Genomic DNA, 16,235 nt, shown 5'->3' on the forward strand with positions numbered 1-16,235 from the left:
AATTCACCCCATGCAGTTCGAAGCCGCCTACATTCCCGCGCCCCTCATGTGGTCCTCACCGTTCGTGCGCTGGCAGGGCGCCACCGCCGACGTCTCCAGCCTCGATCTGGCCGTGCAGGTCACCCGCGACGCCCTGGCCGCACGCCGCTTCGACGGCGGGCGCGTGGGCCAGCTGGTCTATGGCAGCACCGTGCCGCAGGCCGGCAGCTTCTATGCCGCGCCGCTGATCGCGGCGCGCCTGGGCCTGGCGGGCGTGGGTGGCCCGACCGTGGCCCAGGCCTGCGCGACTTCGGTGGCCTGCGTGGCCCAGGCCGCGGCGGCCTCGCAGCTGGCCGCAGGCGAGCTGCAGCTGGTGGTGACCGCCGACCGCATCAGCAACGGACCGCTGCTGGTCTATCCGCGCTCCGCCGGCATGGGCGGCGCGCCGCAGACCGAGCACTGGGTGCTCGACTCCTTCGCGGCCGATCCCTGGACCGGCGAGTCCATGGTCCACACCGCCGAAGCCACGGCCAGCGACGGCGGCTTCACGCGCGCGCAGTGCGACGAGCTCACGCTGCTGCGCTTCAGCCAGTACCAGCGGGCGCTGGCGGACGACCGCCGCGCGCAGCGCGCCTACTTCCAGCCCATCGTGATCCGCCAGCGCAAGGGCGAGCGGGTGATCGAGGCCGACGAGGGCGTGGCCGACTACAGCGCCGAGGGCCTCGCCGCCCTCAAGCCGTCGCTGCCCGGCGGCGTGACCACGCCCGGCACGCAGACGCACCCGGCCGATGGCGCGGCCGGCCTCGTGGTGTGCGGGCGGGAGGATGCGCGCGCGCTCGCGGGCGGCGAGGGCGTGGTGCGCCTGCTGGCGGCGGGCTTCGCGCGGGCCGAGAAGGGCCGCATGCCCAAGGCGCCGGCGCTGGCCGCGCAGCGCGCGCTGGCGAGCGCCGGGCGCAATGCGGGCGAGCTGGCGGCCGTGGTCACGCACAACCCGTTCGCGGTCAACGACCTGTGGCTCTCGCAGCAGCTGGGGATTCCGCTGGAGCGCATGAACGCGCTGGGCTGCAGCCTGATCTACGGGCATCCGCAGGGCCCCACCGGCATGCGCGGCATCGTGGAGCTGGTGCAGGCCCTGCGCGCGCAGGGCGGCGGCCTGGGCCTGTTCACTGGCTGCGCGGCCGGCGACATGGGCGCCGCGCTGCTGCTGTCGGTGCAATGAGTTCGCCGCCGCTCGGCGACCTGGCCATCGCCCGCGCGCGCATCGCGAACCTGCAGGCCCGGCTCTCGGCGGCGCAGGTGGCCTTCCGCGCGCCGCCGCCCGAGCCGGACACCTGCTGCGGTCGCGGCTGCAACGGCTGCGTGTGGGAGGGCTTCTACGAAGCCCTGGACCGCTGGCTGGAGGAGGGCGCCGCGCGGGTGGACGACGTCGCCCGGGAGCGTGGGCGCGCCTAGCCGAAGCGCCCTTCGATCTGCGCCTTGGCCAGCGTTCGATGGCCGTAGGCGCGCTCGAAGTCGTCGATGGTCCAGGCCTTGCCGGTCTCCACGTTCAGGGGGTCGCTGGAGGCGAAGACCGCGAAGCGGTAGGTGTGCGTGCCGTCGGGCGGCGCCATGCCCTCGTAGGCCTGCGCGCCGCTGGTGGTGCGGCCCGTCACACCGTCCAAGGCCTCGCCGGCGCGGATGTCCACCACCTCGCCCGCGCGCGGCACGTCGAAGACGTTCCAGTGCACCCAGACCTTGCCGGTGGGCTTCACGGCGTCCGGGTCGTCGGCCACGATGGCGAGATAGCGGGCGCCCGCGGGAACGCCGTGCAGCGTGAGCGACAGCGGCTGGTCCTCGCCGCCCTTGGAGCGGCTGGCGTGCACCTGCTGGATCTGGCCGTCGGCGATGCTGGCGGAAGTCAGTTGCATGGCGGGGGCTCCTGGGCGCTGTCCGTTCACGCGGCCTGCGGTGCCTCGACCGGGGGCGTGCCCTGCTTGAAGGCCTGCCGCAGCTGGCTGCGGAACTCCGGCGTGTCCTCGTGCCCGTGAACGGCCGAGGCATGCTGCACGGCGGCTTCGAGCAGTTCGTCGTCCGAGTCCGCCGCGATGGCGACCGTGCAGTGCGAATCGCTCGGGATCTCACGGCAGTCGATGTACTTGCGGGTCATGGCAGTCTCCTTCCGATCGGCGCGGCGAATGCCGCCACCCAATCTAGGCCGCATCGCGGGGCGGGTGCAAGCACAGCGGGCCGGGCCGCTGCCGCGCCGGCCTGCCGACCGTGGCTGTCGTCGCGGCGTCGTGGGCGAGGCGCGGGTCCTGTGCGATGCTTGGCGACTCTGCGCGGCGCAGCATTCGCCGCCGCGGCAGCTTGCACATCGATAGGACAGCACGAGATGGAAACCCCTCCCGACGAGGTCCTCGCGTTCTGGCGCGAGGCCGGGCCCGAGCGCTGGTTCAAGAAGGACGAACAGTTCGACGCGCAGTTGCGCACCCGCTTCCTGGCCGCGCACGAGGCCGCCGCGCGCGGCGAACTCGAGGGCTGGAGCGGCTCGGCCGACGGTGCGCTGGCGCTCCTCATCCTGCTGGACCAGTTCCCGCGCAATGCCTTCCGCGGCACGCCGCGCATGTTCGCCACCGACGCGCAGGCGCGCGCCATCGCCGACCGCGCCATCGCGGCCGGGCTCGACGCGGCGGTGGAGCCTGCGCTGCGCGCCTTCTTCTACCTGCCCTTCGAGCATTCGGAGTCGCTGGCCGACCAGCACCGCGCGGTGGAACTCACGCAAGCGCTGGACGCCGAGACGCACCGCTGGGCGGTGATCCACCGGGACATCATCGAGCGCTTCGGGCGCTTTCCGCATCGCAACACGCTGCTCGGGCGCGTGACGACGCCTGACGAGCAACGCTTCCTGGACGAAGGCGGGTTCGCGGGATGAAGCCGCTGGCCGTGGGCGCCGTCGGTGTCGCGGTGGCGGTGGTCGGCGCCTTGTGGTTCTTCACGCCCCGCGGGCAGCCAGAGGGCGTCGTGCTGCGCACCGACGACGCCGCGGTGCTCGCGCGCGGACAGGCCCTGTATGCGCAGCACTGCGCCGCCTGCCATGGCGCGCAGCTGCAGGGTCAGCCGAACTGGCGCGAGCGCAACGCGCAGGGCCTGCTGCCCGCGCCGCCGCACGACGCGAGCGGCCACACCTGGCACCACCCGGACGCCGTGCTCTTCGACATCACCAAGCACGGGGTGGCCAAGGCCGCCCGCATGCCGGACTACGTCTCGGCCATGCCGGCTTATGCCGGTGTGCTGAGCGACGAGGAGATCGTCGCGGTGCTGTCCTGGATCCGATCGACCTGGCCTTCGCACATCCAGCGACAGCACGAGGCGGTGAACGCGTCGGCGCGGTCGCGGTAGAGGTCGCCATTCGTCAGTGGCGGGCGCGGTGCCCGATCAAACACATCCGTTCGCCCTGAGCGTTTATTCACCGCGGCCAGGCCCGCGTGAAAGACATTCCCAATCAAACACATCCGTTCGCCCTGAGCCTGTCGAAGGGCTCGCGTGGTGGTCTCGCGCAATGGGCTTCGACAGGCTCAGCCCGAACGGTTGGGACCCGAACGGGTTTGGGGTTCGCTGTTTATTGAGAGCCTGTCGAAGGACTCGCGAATGGTCTCGCGCGATGGGCTTCGACAGGCCTGTCCTGAGCATCGTCGAAGGGCTCAGCCCGAACGGTTGGGGGTGGGTCGGCTGCTCGTCCGTGCAGGACTTCAAATAGCTTTTCCTACGCTCCGTCGAAGCGCCCTGCCTCAAGGCCGCCGCGGCAACACGCGCACCCCGCCGCGGTCCAGCGGATGGCTTCCCCCTGCCGCGCTGCCGCTCCAGCCCTCGGCGGCCCACTGGCGGCTGCGCTCGTCCACGTCCACCGCGTCCGACTCGTGCAGCACCGAGGCGGCCAGCTCGGCTTGCCGCTCGTCACGCGCATGCACCACGAGCACGGTGCTGCCGCGCCGTGCGGCTTCCTCGTAGGTGTGGGCGTGGCCGGTGTTGGCCTGGTCCTCGGACGTGAAGATGCTGGCGAGAAAACCCGCGATGCCCTTGCGCCGGGGTGCGGATTCGTCCAGGCCGCGGTTGCCGCTGGCGAGCTCCGCCTCATGCTGCTCCAAGTGGATGTCGCTTCGCGCGATGCCGGCTTCCACCAGCCGGTCGAGCGCGCGCTGGGCGTCCGCGCGCTGGTCGAATGCTCCGATCACTGCTTGCATGGTGTCGCTCCTCGAACGAGTGGCGCCTGCCACCTCGGCAGGCGCGTCACCCCATGCTTGGGCGTCTCGGCGGGGCGGCTGTCGGCGCGCTCCGATGGTTCGGGTAGGCCGGGTACCCGCGCCTGGATCAGCTGGTCGCGCGCTCCACGGGGCGGTCCGAAAAGCGCATGGAGAAATCGACCGCCTGGATGTCCTTGATCAGCGCGCCGACGGAAATGCGGTCCACCCCGGTCTCGGCCAGGGCGCGCAGGCTCTCCAAGGTGACGCCACCGGAGATCTCCAGGCTGCAGCGGCCGGCCGCCATGCGCACGGCCTCGCGCAAGGTCGGCAGGGGCATGTTGTCCAGCAACACCATGGTCACGCCCGCGTCCAGCGCTTCCTGCAGCTGCGCCAGCGTCTCGACCTCCACCTGGATGAATGCCACCGGCTGCGTGAGCTGCTGCGCGGCACGGAATGCGGCGGTGAGCCCGCCGGCCGCTGCAATGTGGTTTTCCTTGATCAGGACGGCGTCGTACAGGCCCATGCGGTGGTTGCGGCCCCCGCCGCAGCGCACGGCGTACTTCTGGGCCATGCGCAGGCCCGGCACGGTCTTGCGTGTGTCCAGGATGGCGGCGCGTGTGCCGCGCACTTCCTGCACGTAGCGCGCGGTCTTGGTCGCCACGCCGCTGAGGGTCTGCAGGAAGTTGAGGCAGGTACGCTCGGCCGTGAGCAGTTCCCGCGCGATGCCCTCGATTTCGACCACGCGACCGCCTGGCCTGCAGCGCTCGCCGTCGTTCACGTGCCAGCGGACCTTGGCCGTGGGCGCGAGCTGGCGCAGCACCTCGTTCACCCAGGGCTGGCCGCACAGCACCGCGTCCTCGCGGCAGATGATGGTGGCGGTGACGCGGCGGCCGTCCGGGACCAGCGAGGCGGTGAGGTCGCCGGCGCCCACGTCCTCGTCCAGCGCGCGGCGCACGTCGGCCTGCACCTGTTCGGCCGGCAGGCCGGCCTGGAGTTCAGCGGGCGTGCTCATTCGCCCACCTGCCCGGTTTCGGTGGAACGCAGGTCCAGCTTGCGGCGGATCACCACCGGCTTGCCACCGTGCGTGCGCTTGCACATCCACGCGGCCAAGGCCGAGTCGAGGTAGTCGGCGTGGCCGGGGAACCAGTCCGCCAGCGCTTGCGCCAGGCGGCGGCATTCGGAAAGGTCACCGGCCTCGGCCAGCGCGCGCACGTCGCGCACGGACTTGAGCACCGCGGCGTGCTCGTCGATGTGGCAGTCGCGCGCGGGGAACTCGGTGCTGACCATCCAGTGGTTTTCTTCCTCGAAGTGCTGGACGGCGTGGCGCTCCAGCGCCGCCATCAGGCCGGCAAGCTCGGCGTCGGTGCCGCGCTGGATGGCGGCGATGCACTGCACGAATTCCTCGTGCACGGCGTCCATGGGCGTGTACCCCAGCAGCAGGCCGTCGTGCCAGTGCATGGGATCGGGGGAAAGGCTTGGGTTCATGGGAAGGCGTATTTGACCAGCCGCGCGAAGCCGGCCGGCGCGCGGGCCGTCAAGAAGCGGGCGGGCCCTTGCGGAACATGGAAAGATCCAGCGGCCACTCGCGGCCGAGCCAGTAGGCGTGCGTGGTGTGGTCGGCCAGCTCATCGCCGGACAGGCCGTGGACGAACACGTCCAGGCCCCCGCGCTGCGCGTCCAGCCAGGGAATGAGCGCGTCGAACTGCCGGCTCTCGAAGGCGAGCTGGCAGCTCCAGCGCGGATGCGGGCCCACGAGGCGTTCGTGCACGCGGCCCACCTGAACGCCGAAGCGGCGGCCCGCCTCCTCGCACAGCTCGCGCGCCTGCGCGACGGTCTGCGCGTCGAAATAGACGTGGGCGTGGTAGGCGGCGTGGACGTTGACGGGGCGACGCATGGCCCGATTGTGCGCGCGTGGCGCCCGATCAGGCCGCTGCACCGGCGCGCCGGCCGTTCGCCCTGCGCTCGAAGAGCTCGAACAGCGCCATGCCCGCGACCATGGCCACCACGAAGACCAGCGCCTTCGCCTCGCCCATGCCCAGGGCCACCAGCGCCGGGCCCGGGCAGAAGCCCGCCAGGCCCCAGCCGATGCCGAACATCAGCGAGCCGCCGACCAGCCGCCGGTCGATCTGCCGCGCCGTGGGCAGCTGCATGGGCTGCCCCAGGAAGCTGCGGGCGCGCCGGCCGGCGATGGCGAAGGCCACCGCACCGACTGCGATGGCGCCGGCCATCACCAGCGCGAGCGAGGGGTCCCAGGGGCCGGCGAGGTCCAGGAAGCCCAGCACCTTGGCCGGGTTGGCCATGCCGGAGAGGATGAGGCCGAGTCCGAAGACCAGGCCAGCAAGCAGTGAGAACACGAGGGTCATGGAAGTCTCCCGGTGAGGGACCGAATCACGCGCCCAGCAGGTGGCGCACGACGAAGACGGTGGCGAAGCCGGCCGCCATGAAAAGGACGGTGGCGACCAGCGAACGCGGCGACAGGCGCGACAGGCCGCACACGCCGTGGCCGCTGGTGCAGCCGGCGCCGTAGCGCGTCCCCACGCCGACCAGCAGGCCGGCGGCCACCAGCGTGCCGACACCGGCGTCGATCTGCGGCAGCGGCACGGTGGCGGCCAGGGCATAGACCAGCGGCGCACCCAGCAGGCCGGCCAGGAAGGCGATGCGCCAGCCGCGGTCGCCGGGCAGCGGCCGCAGCAGCCCGCCCAGCACGCCGCTGATGCCGGCGATGCGCCCGTTCAGCAGCACGAACATGGCGGCCGACAGGCCGATGAGGACGCCGCCGAATGCGGCCGACCAGGGGGTGAATGCGTTCCAGTCGATGGTCATGGCTTACTCCTTGGGACAGTAGAGGCGATGCAGGAGGGCGACGATCTCCAGCAGTGCGCCGTCGGCGATGGCGTAGAAGATGTTCTTGCCCTCGCGCCGGGTGGCCACCACGCCCTCGGCCCGCAGCACGGCGAGCTGCTGCGACAGGGTGGGCTGGCGGATGCCCAGCGTGGCCTCCAGTTCGCTCACGCACATCTCGCCTTGCGAGAGCTGGCACAGCAGCAGCAGGCGGTCCTGGTTGGCGAGCAGCTTGAGCTTGCTCACCGCCTCGCCAGCACCTGCCGCGAGCGCGGCAGGATCGATGGCCAGGTGGCTTGGGTGGGCGTGGGGTTCATGGCGTGCCATGGGCGATATTATATTTGAGGATAATCTATCCATCAATAGACTGATTGCCGCATGAGCTCCAACTCCGCCCTTCGAGAGAGCCACGCTGATCACCCGCCCGGAGGACGTGAGGAGGGCGGCCGTGGAGCCCGCGAGGGCTCGACGGGCACGGCCTGTCAACGAGCAGCGAATCCACGGACTCCGTCGAGTCCCGCCGTTCGGGCTGAGCTTGTCGAAGCCCATCGCGCGAGGCTCACCACGCGAGCCCTTCGACAGGCTCAGGGCGAACGGATGTGTGTGATCGGGGATGTCGTTCACCGCGGCTGCGGCCGCGGCGAATAAACGCTCAGCCCGAACGGATCCGGCTGGCTGCGCCCGAACGGGTCAGGCCGCCATCTTCAAGGCCGCGCGCGCCGCGCCCCGCAACACCTCCACCAGCCCCGCCGGATCCGCCGGCAGGCTGTCGCCGCGCCAGGCGACGTGCTGGTCGGCGCGCACCAGGACCAGGGCATGGCGGTAGGCGGCGGGCAGGTCCTCGCCGGCCACGTCCAGGACCTTCAGCGGCACGCGCCTGGCCTGCGCCGCGCGTTCGAGCGCTGACACATCGACGCCCGGATCGCGCCGCAGCAGGGTGTAGCCCGGGCCGAGCGCGTCGTACACCGAGCGCCCCTTGGCCAGCCAGAAGTGCGGGGCACGGCAGCCGGGGACGGTGGATTCGGTGAAGTCGCCCATGGTGTAGGCCGGCGGCGCCTCGCCATCGGGCACGAGGATGGGCGAGCCCTCGTAGTAGTAGCCGAAGTTCAGGCCGCCGCAACAGAACTGCTGCACGTTCAGCGCATAGGCCTCCTGGCCGATCTCCGCGCGCAGGGCTTCGCCCTCGGGGCCGGGCGCTTCCAGGTTTAGCGGGACGGCGCGGCGCGCCTTGATCATCTTCTGCGCATGTTCCATCGCGAAGTGCGACACCTGCTGGGTGATCGGCTGGCGCTCGGCCTCGTAGGCATCGAGCATGGCTTCGTCGCCCCAGCCCTGCACCTGCGCGGCCAGGAGCCAGGACAGGTTGACCGCGTCGGCGATGCCGGCATTCATGCCGTAGCCGGCGTACGGAACCCACAGGTGCGCCGCATCGCCGGCGATGAAGACACGCCGGTCGCGGAAGCGGTCGGCCACCAGCCGGCGCCCGACCCAGTCCTCGCGGCTGATCACCTCGTACTCGAAGTCGCCTGCGACGCCCAGGATCTGGCGGATCGCCCAGTCGCGATCGACCGAGTCGAAGTCGCTTTCCTCGGCGTTGAGGTGGTTGTGCACCAGCCAGGTCTCGCGGCCGTCGATGGCGAACATGGTGCCGCAGCGGCGCGGGTTGACCGAGTAGTAGCTCCAGGCCGGCTCACCCGGGATCATGGCGCGCAGCTTCGGCGCGCGGATGTAGGTGGACTGCACCCGCTGGATCACGGGCGTGCCTTCGAGCCTGGCGCCGATCGCCTTGCGCACCGCCGAGCTGCCGCCGTCGCAGCCGGCCAGGAACCGGCAGCGCAGGTCGCGCTCGCTGCCGGTCTCCAGGTCGAGCAGCGTGGCGGTGACGCCATCGGCGTCCTGGGTGAAACCGGTGACCTGCGTGCGATTGAGCACGCGCACGCCCGGCTGCGCCGCGGCGTGGTGCAGCAGGATCGGCTCCAGGTACAGCTGGTTGATGCGGTGCGGCGGCTCCGGCGTCGGCCACCAGGTATCGGGGCCGCCGGTGGCGGTGTAGCGGTCGCGCCGGCAGGGGATGGGGATGCGCGTGAGCTCGGTGCCGCAGACGCTGGTACGGAACGCCACGTCGTTCGGGTACTCGGGCGGCAGGCCGGACTCGCGCAGCCGGGGCCCCACGCCGAGCCGGCGGAACACCTCCATGCTGCGCGCCGAGACGTGGTTGCACTTCACGCTGGGCGGCTCGGCGTAGCGGCGGATCTCGGCCACCGTCACCTGCACGCCGCGCGAGGCCAGGTCCATGGCCAGCGTCAGGCCCACCGGGCCCGCGCCGACCACCAGCACATCGGATTCCAAGGTCTGCATGCTTCTCGGTCAGTTGATCTTGATATCGGCATCGCGGATCACCTTGGCCCATTTGCGGGTCTCGGCGCGGATGTAGCTGTCGAACTCCTTGGCGGTGGTGGGCGCCGGCTCGACCCCCAGCTTGCGCATGCTGGCCTGGATGCCCGGGTCGTTCAGGGCCGCGGTGACCTCGGCATTCAGGCGCGCGACGATGGCCGGCGGCGTGCCGGCCGGCGCGACCAGACCGAACCAGCCGGTGGAGTCGTAGCCGGCCAGGCCGGCCTCGGCCACCGAAGGCACTTCCGGCAGCTGCGCCAGGCGCTTGGGGCTGGTGACCGCGAAGGCGTTCAGCTTGCCGGCCTGGATGTGCTGCAGCGCGGACGGCAGGTCCACCAGGGCCAGCGGCACCTGGTTGCCCAGCACGTCCATGGCCGCGGGGCCCGAGCCCTTGTACGGAATCGCGACGATCCTGGCGTCCGCCATCTGGCTGAACAGCGCGGCGCTCAGGTGCATGGCGGTGCCGTTGCCACCGTGCCCGATGGACAGCTTGCCGGGCTGGCTCTTCGCCAGGGCGATGAGCTCCGGCTGGGTCCTGGCCGGCAGGCTGGGGTGGCCGACGATCACGAAGGGGATGGCCGCCAGCATGGTCACGGGCGCGAAATCGGTGAGCGGATCGAAGGGCATCTGCGCGTACAGGCTGCTGTTCGCGGACAGCGCACCGGCCGCGCCGACGCCCAGGGTGTAGCCGTCGGGCGGAGCCTTGGCCACCAGCGACAGGCCGACGTTGCCGCCGGCGCCGGGGCGGTTGTCCACGATCACCTGCTGGCCGAGCTTTTCGCTCAGGCGCGGCACCAGCATGCGCACGACGGCGTCGGTGCTGCCGCCGGGCGGGAAGGTCACCACCACCCGGATCGGCTTGCTCGGCCAGCCGGCCTCGGGCGCGGGCGCGGGCGCGGGCGCCTGGGCTTGCGCCGTGAGGAAGGCACCGGCGGCCACCAGGGCCGCCATCGCGCGGGTCAGTCGTTTCATGGGCTTGTCTCCTTGCTTTGCTTGTCGATGCGTCTTGTCGGACCTCGCGCCCCGTGGGGCCGACGTCCTGGCGCTACCCATTGGAGTGGGTTCCGCGACTTTCGTAAATCGATAATTTCCGAAGAATTTATGATGTCACTTCATGAATACGCCGGGTTCGAGCTACACGCCCACGCTGCGCCAGCTGCGCGCCTTCCATGCCGTCTACCAGCTCGGGAAGCTGAGCGCGGCGGCCGAGCAGATGTCGGTCACGCAGTCGGCCGTGAGCGTGCTGGTGCGGCAGATGGAGGAGGGCCTGGGCGTGCGCCTGTTCGACCGCACCACGCGCTCGCTGCAGCCCACCGAAGCGGCCCGCGAGGCAGTCGGCGTTACCGCGCGCATCCTGCGCGACGTCGATTCGCTGGGCGCCGGGCTGCGCGAGCTGACCGAGCTGCGGCGCGGCCGGGTGAGCCTGGCCGTGACGCCCACGCTGGGCGCAATCCTGATGCCGGCGGTGATGCGCCGCTTCGCCCAGCTGCATCCGGAGATCCACGTCCAGATCGACGACTGCGCGCCCGACCAGTTCGTCTCGCGGGTGCTGGGCGAGCACGTCGACCTGGGCGTGGGCACGCCCGAACGCGCGGCCGCCGATGTCGATTCACTCACCTTGCTGCGCGACCACCTGGCCCTGGTCTGCCGCCCTGACCACCCGCTGGCCAGCCGCCGCAGCGTACGCTGGGCCGACCTGGCCGGCCATCCGGTGATCACGGTCCGCCCCGGCTATGGGATCCGCCCGCTGATCGACGGCGCGGCAGCCCAGGCCGGCGTGACGCTGGAGGTGGCCAATGAGGTCTCCTTCCTGTCCACCGCACTGTGGATGACGGCCTGCGGGCTCGGGGCCTCGGTCATGCCGTCGGCCTACGCCCGGGATACCGGCGACAAGAGCCTGCTCATCAAGCCGCTGGCGGCGCCACGGGTCTCGCGCGACATCGCCCTGGTGACCCGGCGCGGCCGCTCGCTGTCGCCGGCGGCCGAGCGCTTCATCGCGGTGATGCGCTCGGTGCTGGCCCCGGCGGCACCCCGCCGTGGCGGCCAATGACAGAATGGGACGAACCCGACGCTGCCCCTTGCTGTTGTCCACCACTCCATGCGAATCCTGCTGGTCGAAGACGACGAGATGATCGGCCGCGCCGCCTGCGCGGCGCTGCGCGCCGAGCACTACGCGGTGGACTGGGTGCGCGACGGCGAGGCGGCCGCGCTCGCCCTGCGCGCCGAGGCCTACGACCTGGTCCTGCTCGACCTGGGCCTGCCCCGGCGTGACGGCCTGGACGTGCTGCGCGGCCTGCGTGCCGCTGGCTCGGCCGTGCCGGTGCTGGTGGCCACGGCCCGTGACGCCGTGGCCGACCGCATCGCGGGCCTGGACGCCGGCGCCGACGACTACGTCGTCAAGCCCTACGACACCGACGAGCTGCTCGCGCGCATCCGCGCCCTCATTCGCCGCAGCCTCGGCCAGGCCGAGCCGGTGTACCGCCACAAGGGCGTGAGCCTGAACCCCGCCACGCGCGAGGCCAGCGTCGATGGCCGGCCGGTGGCCCTGTCCTCGCGCGAATGGGCCGTGCTGGAGCCCCTGCTCGCGCGGCCCGGCGTCATCTATTCGCGCGCGCAGCTGGAGAGCAAACTGTACGGCTGGAAGGAGGACATCAGCAGCAACGCGGTGGAGGTGTACGTGCATGGCCTGCGCAAGAAGCTCGGCAGCGACCTGATCCAGACCGTGCGCGGCCTGGGCTACGTGGTGCCCAAGACGTGAGCGGCTCGCACCGGCCGCATTCGCTGCGGCGCCGCCTGCTGGTGCTGGTGCTGGCGGCCATCGCGCTGGCCTCGCTGCTGCAGGCCGCCAGCGCCTGGCGCGCGGCGCTGCGCCAGGCCGACCGGCTCTTCGACGCGCAGCTGCAGTCGGTCGCGCGCATGGTCGAGGCCGGCGCGCTGCTGGAGCCGGGCGGAATGGACGTGCAGATCCAGATCTGGGGCCCGGGCGGCCGGCGGGTGCTGGGTTCTGCGCGCATCGTGCTGCCCAGTGCGCCGGTGCTGGGCTTTTCCGAGCTGGAGGTGGATGGCCGGCCCTACCGCGTCTATTCGCTGCAAACGCCCACGCAGACCATCCAGATCGCGCAGGACCTGCAGGCGCGCCGCGCGCGGGCGCAGGCCATGGCCATCGACGCGGCCTTGCCCGTGGCGGCGCTCGCGCCCTTGCTCATGCTGGCCGTGGGCTGGCTGATCAACGTGTCGCTGCGGCCGGTCGAACGCGTGCGCGCGCGCCTGGCCGGGCGGCCTGCCGAGGACCTGTCGCCCTTGCCGGAGCAGGGCCTGCCCGTGGAGGTGCAGCCCCTGGTGCACGAGATGAACCTGCTCTTCGAGCGCGTCCGCGCCGCCTTCGCGGCGCAGCAGCAGTTCGTGGCCGATGCCGCGCACGAGCTGCGCTCGCCACTCGCGGCCCTGCGCCTGCAGGCGCAGGGGCTGCGGCGGCCGATGCAGGACGCCGAGCGGGAAGCGAGCGTGGCGCAGCTGAACGAGGCGGTGACGCGGGCCATCACCCTGGCCGAGCAGCTCCTCGTGCTGGCGCGCGAGGAGGGCGCGGGCGAGGCGGCGCACGAGCCGCTGGACCTGCTGGCGCTCGCGGGGGCCGCCATTGCCGAGGCGTTGCCGCAGGCGCGCGAACGCCGGATCGACCTGGGTCTCGCGCGCGGGGAGCCGGCGCGCGCCAGGGGCGATGCGCAAGCCCTGCAGGCGATGCTGCGCAACCTGGTCGAGAACGCCCTCAAGTACACGCCCGAAGGGGGCCAGGTGGACGTGTCCGTCTTCACCGAGGCGGACCGCGCCGTGCTGCTGGTGGAGGACAGCGGCCCGGGCATCGAGGCGGCCGAGCGCGAGCGCGTGTTCGACCGCTTCTACCGCTCGCCACGGGCTCGGGAACAAGCGCCGGGCAGCGGCCTGGGCCTCGCGCTGGTGCGCGCGGTGGCGCAGCGGCACGGGGCCCGGGTGGCGCTTGGCGCTTCGCGGCTGGGCGGCCTGTCGGCGCGGGTGGAGTTCGCTTCGGCCGCAACGCAGGCCTGAGGGGAAGGCTTAAGGGAGGACTAAGGCGGCAGTCCCACAGTTGCGGGGTCCGAAAACCTCTAGCAGGAGCCTCCACAGTGTCCCAACCCCGCCGCTTCCGATCCGCCTCCTTCGTTCTGGCCCTCGCGGCCGCCGGCACGGCCGGTGGCGCCGCGGTGCAAGTCCTGAACAACCGGGTCGAGGCCGCCCCGAGCGCGGCGGTCACCGCCGTGGCCGCCGCCGCCCGCACGGTCGGCACGCCCGACTTCTCCGCCATCACCGACAGCTACGGCCCGGCGGTGGTGAACATCACCGTCTCCGGCACCCGCAAGACCTCCGGCCCGGCACCGGGCATGGACCCCTTCGAGCAGTTCCGCCGCGGCATGCCCGGCCAGGGCATGCCGCGCGGCGAGTCGCCCGTGCGCGGCTCGGGCTCGGGCTTCATCCTGAGCGACGACGGCCTGATCCTGACCAACGCGCACGTGGTCGACGGCGCCGACGAGGTGACCGTCAAGCTGACCGACCGGCGGGAGTTCCAGGCCAAGGTGCTGGGTGCGGACGCGCGCACCGACGTCGCGGTGCTCAAGATCGAGGCCAGCAAGCTGCCCATCGTCAAGCTCGGCAAGGCCGACACGCTGCGCGTGGGCGAATGGGTGCTGGCCATCGGCTCGCCCTTCGGCCTGGAGAACACCGTGACCGCCGGCGTGGTCAGCGCCAAGGGCCGCTCGCTTCCCAGCGACAGCGCCGTGCCCTTCATCCAGACCGACGTGGCGGTGAACCCCGGCAACTCGGGCGGCCCGCTCTTCAACGGCGCCGGCGAGGTGGTGGGCATCAACTCGCAGATCTACAGCCGCTCCGGTGGCTACCAGGGCCTGTCCTTCGCCATCCCGATCGACCTGGCGCTGCGCGTGAAGGACCAGATCGTCGCCACCGGCAAGGTGGAGCACGCGAAGCTGGGCGTCTCCATCCAGGAGGTGAACCAGGCGCTGGCCGACTCCTTCAAGCTGGAGCGTCCGCAAGGTGCGCTGGTGGCCAACGTCGAGGCCGGCAGCGCCGCCGACAAGGCGGGCCTGAAGGTGGGTGACGTGGTCACGAAGGTGGATGGCAAGCCCATCCTCGGCTCGGGCGACCTGCCGGCCAGCCTGGGGCAGCGCCTGCCCGGCGACAAGGTGATGCTGGAAGTGGTGCGCGAGGGCAAGCCGGTGCAGCTCACGGCGCAGCTCGGCAAGTCCTCCGAGGACGGCGAGCAGAAGCAGGCCGACGCCGCCCCCGCCCAGCAGGGCCGCCTGGGCCTGGCCCTGGCCCAGACCGGCGAAGGCCTGGTCGTCCAGCAGGTCACCGGCCCGGCCGCCAAGGCCGGCGTGAAGCAGGGCGACGTGCTGCTGTCGGTCAACGGCAAGGCCGCCAAGGACATCGAGCAGGTCCGCGAGGCCGTGAACCAGGCCGGCAAGAGCGTGGCCCTGCTGGTGCAACGCGAAGGCCGCAAGCTCTTCGTGCCCGTGCCGCTGGCGTGAAGGTAACCCCCTCCCCCCCCTGGGGGAGGGCAGGGGTGGGGGCCACGCGCGCCGACCATGCCTCGGGGCCGCGAGCCCCCATCCCAGCCTTCCCCCAGGGGGGAAAGGTGCAGAGACTCCCCCTCTGCGGGGGACAGGGGTGGGGCCACGCGCGCCCACGCCGCCGTTACGACTTGATTGCATGAGCCCGGCCCTGCCGGGCTTTTTGCTAGCGTGTGGAGCTGGCCCGCGCGCCCTCCATGAACTTCGCCCTCTCCGACGCCACCGCCGCCGTGCAGCAGATGCTGAACGGCTTCATCGACCGCCTGCCCTACATCGTCGTGGCGCTGGTGGTCTTTCTCTTTTTCTACGCCGTGGGCCGCGGCGTGCGCGCCGCGCTGCGGGCCTTCGCGCTGCGGCGGCACAAGCGGCAGAACCTGGCGCTGGTGCTGGGGCGCCTCGGCTATGGCGTCATTCTCTTCATCGGCCTGCTGATCTCGCTGGTGATCGCCATCCCGGGCTTCACGCCGGGCCAGTTGATCAGCCTGCTGGGCCTGTCCAGCGTGGCCATCGGCTTCGCCTTCCGGGACATCCTGCAGAACTTCCTGGCCGGCATCCTGCTGCTGCTGAACGAGCCGTTTCGCATCGGCGACCAGATCGTGATCAACGACTTCGAGGGCACGGTGGACGAGATCCAGATGCGCGCCACCTTCCTCAACACCTACGACGGGCGGCGGGTCGTCATCCCCAACTCCAACCTCTTCACCAACAGCGTCATCGTCAACACCGCCAACGAGAAGCGGCGGCTGGAGTACGACGTGGGCATCGGCTACGGCGACGACATCGCGAACGCCAAGGAGGTGATGCTGCGCACCCTGGGTTCGCTGGACGAGGTGCTGCCCGAGCCCCCGCCCGAGGCGCTGGTGGTGGGGCTGGCCGACAGCACGGTGAACATCCGCCTGCGCTGGTGGGTGGAGCCGCCGCGGCAATGGGACAAGCTGCAGTCGCAGGACGCGGTGCTGCAGCGCGTTGCCGGCGCCCTGCACGAGGCCGGCATCGACCTGCCGTTCCCCACCCAGCAGGTGCTGTTCCACGACCAGACCGAGGACAGCGACGGCGACCGCAGGCGCCAGCGCGAGGGCTGGCCGGCGCGGCCGGGGGATTCCCCGCGGCCGGCCCGCATCGCGGATGGATTGGGCGAGCTGGCCCGCTCGTCCGCCCAGCGCGGCGAGCGCCGCCCGGACACGTAGCCCGAAGGAGCCCTGGT

Annotated in this window: 20 protein-coding genes; 9 read left to right on the top strand and 11 right to left on the bottom strand. The window is 71.7% G+C overall.

Features of this window, described 5'->3' with window-relative positions:
- The first annotated feature begins 10 nt into the window (after window positions 1-10).
- Together EZ242_RS08005 and EZ242_RS08010 are read left to right on the top strand one after the other, a co-directional pair.
- Complete coding sequence (locus EZ242_RS08005) at window positions 11-1,198, top strand: thiolase family protein (protein ID WP_135284614.1); 1,188 nt, start codon at window positions 11-13, stop codon at window positions 1,196-1,198.
- Window positions 1,195-1,431 (top strand): oxidoreductase-like domain-containing protein, encoded by a 237-nt coding sequence (locus EZ242_RS08010; protein ID WP_135284615.1) that lies wholly within the window; start codon window positions 1,195-1,197, stop codon window positions 1,429-1,431. Before EZ242_RS08005 ends, EZ242_RS08010 begins: the two co-directional genes overlap by 4 nt.
- Here the strand turns inward: EZ242_RS08010 and EZ242_RS08015 are convergent.
- Together EZ242_RS08015 and EZ242_RS08020 are read right to left on the bottom strand one after the other, a co-directional pair.
- Entirely contained in the window at window positions 1,428-1,886 is a 459-nt protein-coding gene (locus EZ242_RS08015; RefSeq protein ID WP_135284616.1) for a YbhB/YbcL family Raf kinase inhibitor-like protein, read from the bottom strand. The two genes, EZ242_RS08010 and EZ242_RS08015, sit on opposite strands and share 4 nt — an antisense overlap.
- Window positions 1,887-1,912: 26 nt before the next feature.
- Window positions 1,913-2,125 (bottom strand): DUF1059 domain-containing protein, encoded by a 213-nt coding sequence (locus EZ242_RS08020; RefSeq protein ID WP_135284617.1) that lies wholly within the window; start codon window positions 2,123-2,125, stop codon window positions 1,913-1,915.
- A 225-nt stretch (window positions 2,126-2,350) separates the two neighbouring features.
- Between EZ242_RS08020 and EZ242_RS08025 the strand changes: the two genes are divergently transcribed.
- Both EZ242_RS08025 and EZ242_RS08030 read left to right on the top strand, forming a co-directional pair.
- The gene (locus tag EZ242_RS08025) at window positions 2,351-2,890 is read left to right on the top strand and encodes a DUF924 family protein (protein WP_135284618.1); all 540 of its coding nucleotides are present in this window, start codon (window positions 2,351-2,353) and stop codon (window positions 2,888-2,890) included.
- Entirely contained in the window at window positions 2,887-3,357 is a 471-nt protein-coding gene (locus EZ242_RS08030) for a c-type cytochrome (protein ID WP_135284619.1), read from the top strand. Before EZ242_RS08025 ends, EZ242_RS08030 begins: the two co-directional genes overlap by 4 nt.
- A 389-nt stretch (window positions 3,358-3,746) precedes the next feature.
- Here the strand turns inward: EZ242_RS08030 and EZ242_RS08035 are convergent, their stop codons facing one another.
- From EZ242_RS08035 to EZ242_RS08075, 9 genes are all read right to left on the bottom strand, one after another.
- Entirely contained in the window at window positions 3,747-4,199 is a 453-nt protein-coding gene (locus EZ242_RS08035) for a hypothetical protein (protein WP_135284620.1), read from the bottom strand.
- A gap of 127 nt (window positions 4,200-4,326) precedes the next feature.
- Complete coding sequence (gene nadC / locus EZ242_RS08040; RefSeq protein WP_135284621.1) at window positions 4,327-5,211, bottom strand: carboxylating nicotinate-nucleotide diphosphorylase; 885 nt, start codon at window positions 5,209-5,211, stop codon at window positions 4,327-4,329.
- Window positions 5,208-5,684 (bottom strand): bacteriohemerythrin, encoded by a 477-nt coding sequence (locus EZ242_RS08045; protein WP_205960619.1) that lies wholly within the window; start codon window positions 5,682-5,684, stop codon window positions 5,208-5,210. The genes nadC and EZ242_RS08045 overlap by 4 nt, the downstream gene beginning before the upstream one ends.
- Before the next feature lie 49 nt (window positions 5,685-5,733).
- Window positions 5,734-6,093 carry a DOPA 4,5-dioxygenase family protein gene (locus EZ242_RS08050; protein ID WP_135284622.1) on the bottom strand — a complete coding sequence of 120 codons (360 nt, stop codon included), beginning with the start codon at window positions 6,091-6,093 and terminating at the stop codon, window positions 5,734-5,736.
- Window positions 6,094-6,121: 28 nt separating this feature from the next.
- Window positions 6,122-6,562 (bottom strand): DUF6691 family protein, encoded by a 441-nt coding sequence (locus EZ242_RS08055; protein WP_135284623.1) that lies wholly within the window; start codon window positions 6,560-6,562, stop codon window positions 6,122-6,124.
- A gap of 25 nt (window positions 6,563-6,587) precedes the next feature.
- The gene (locus EZ242_RS08060; RefSeq protein ID WP_135284624.1) at window positions 6,588-7,022 is read right to left on the bottom strand and encodes a YeeE/YedE family protein; all 435 of its coding nucleotides are present in this window, start codon (window positions 7,020-7,022) and stop codon (window positions 6,588-6,590) included.
- Between the two features lie 3 nt (window positions 7,023-7,025).
- The gene (locus tag EZ242_RS08065; RefSeq protein WP_135284625.1) at window positions 7,026-7,367 is read right to left on the bottom strand and encodes an ArsR/SmtB family transcription factor; all 342 of its coding nucleotides are present in this window, start codon (window positions 7,365-7,367) and stop codon (window positions 7,026-7,028) included.
- Between the two features lie 363 nt (window positions 7,368-7,730).
- Window positions 7,731-9,398, bottom strand: coding sequence for an FAD-dependent oxidoreductase (locus tag EZ242_RS08070; protein WP_135284626.1), 1,668 nt, complete (start codon window positions 9,396-9,398; stop codon window positions 7,731-7,733).
- 9 nt (window positions 9,399-9,407) lie between these two features.
- Window positions 9,408-10,406, bottom strand: coding sequence for a Bug family tripartite tricarboxylate transporter substrate binding protein (locus EZ242_RS08075; protein ID WP_135284627.1), 999 nt, complete (start codon window positions 10,404-10,406; stop codon window positions 9,408-9,410).
- A 142-nt stretch (window positions 10,407-10,548) separates the two neighbouring features.
- Between EZ242_RS08075 and EZ242_RS08080 the strand changes: the two genes are divergently transcribed.
- From EZ242_RS08080 to EZ242_RS08100, 5 genes are all read left to right on the top strand, one after another.
- Window positions 10,549-11,484: a LysR family transcriptional regulator gene (locus tag EZ242_RS08080; RefSeq protein WP_135284628.1), complete on the top strand. Its 936-nt coding sequence runs from the start codon at window positions 10,549-10,551 to the stop codon at window positions 11,482-11,484.
- A gap of 48 nt (window positions 11,485-11,532) precedes the next feature.
- On the top strand, window positions 11,533-12,192 hold the full coding sequence (locus tag EZ242_RS08085) for a response regulator (RefSeq protein ID WP_135284629.1): 660 nt from the start codon (window positions 11,533-11,535) through the stop codon (window positions 12,190-12,192).
- The gene (locus EZ242_RS08090) at window positions 12,189-13,496 is read left to right on the top strand and encodes an ATP-binding protein (protein ID WP_135284630.1); all 1,308 of its coding nucleotides are present in this window, start codon (window positions 12,189-12,191) and stop codon (window positions 13,494-13,496) included. Before EZ242_RS08085 ends, EZ242_RS08090 begins: the two co-directional genes overlap by 4 nt.
- Before the next feature lie 77 nt (window positions 13,497-13,573).
- Entirely contained in the window at window positions 13,574-14,989 is a 1,416-nt protein-coding gene (locus EZ242_RS08095) for a Do family serine endopeptidase (RefSeq protein WP_135284631.1), read from the top strand.
- Window positions 14,990-15,228: 239 nt separating this feature from the next.
- Window positions 15,229-16,218, top strand: a complete 990-nt coding sequence (locus tag EZ242_RS08100; RefSeq protein ID WP_135284632.1) for a mechanosensitive ion channel family protein — start codon at window positions 15,229-15,231, stop codon at window positions 16,216-16,218.
- Window positions 16,219-16,235: the final 17 nt, after the last annotated feature.

This window comes from Ramlibacter rhizophilus (genome assembly GCF_004681965.1).
GTDB classification, from domain to species: domain Bacteria; phylum Pseudomonadota; class Gammaproteobacteria; order Burkholderiales; family Burkholderiaceae_C; genus Ramlibacter; species Ramlibacter rhizophilus.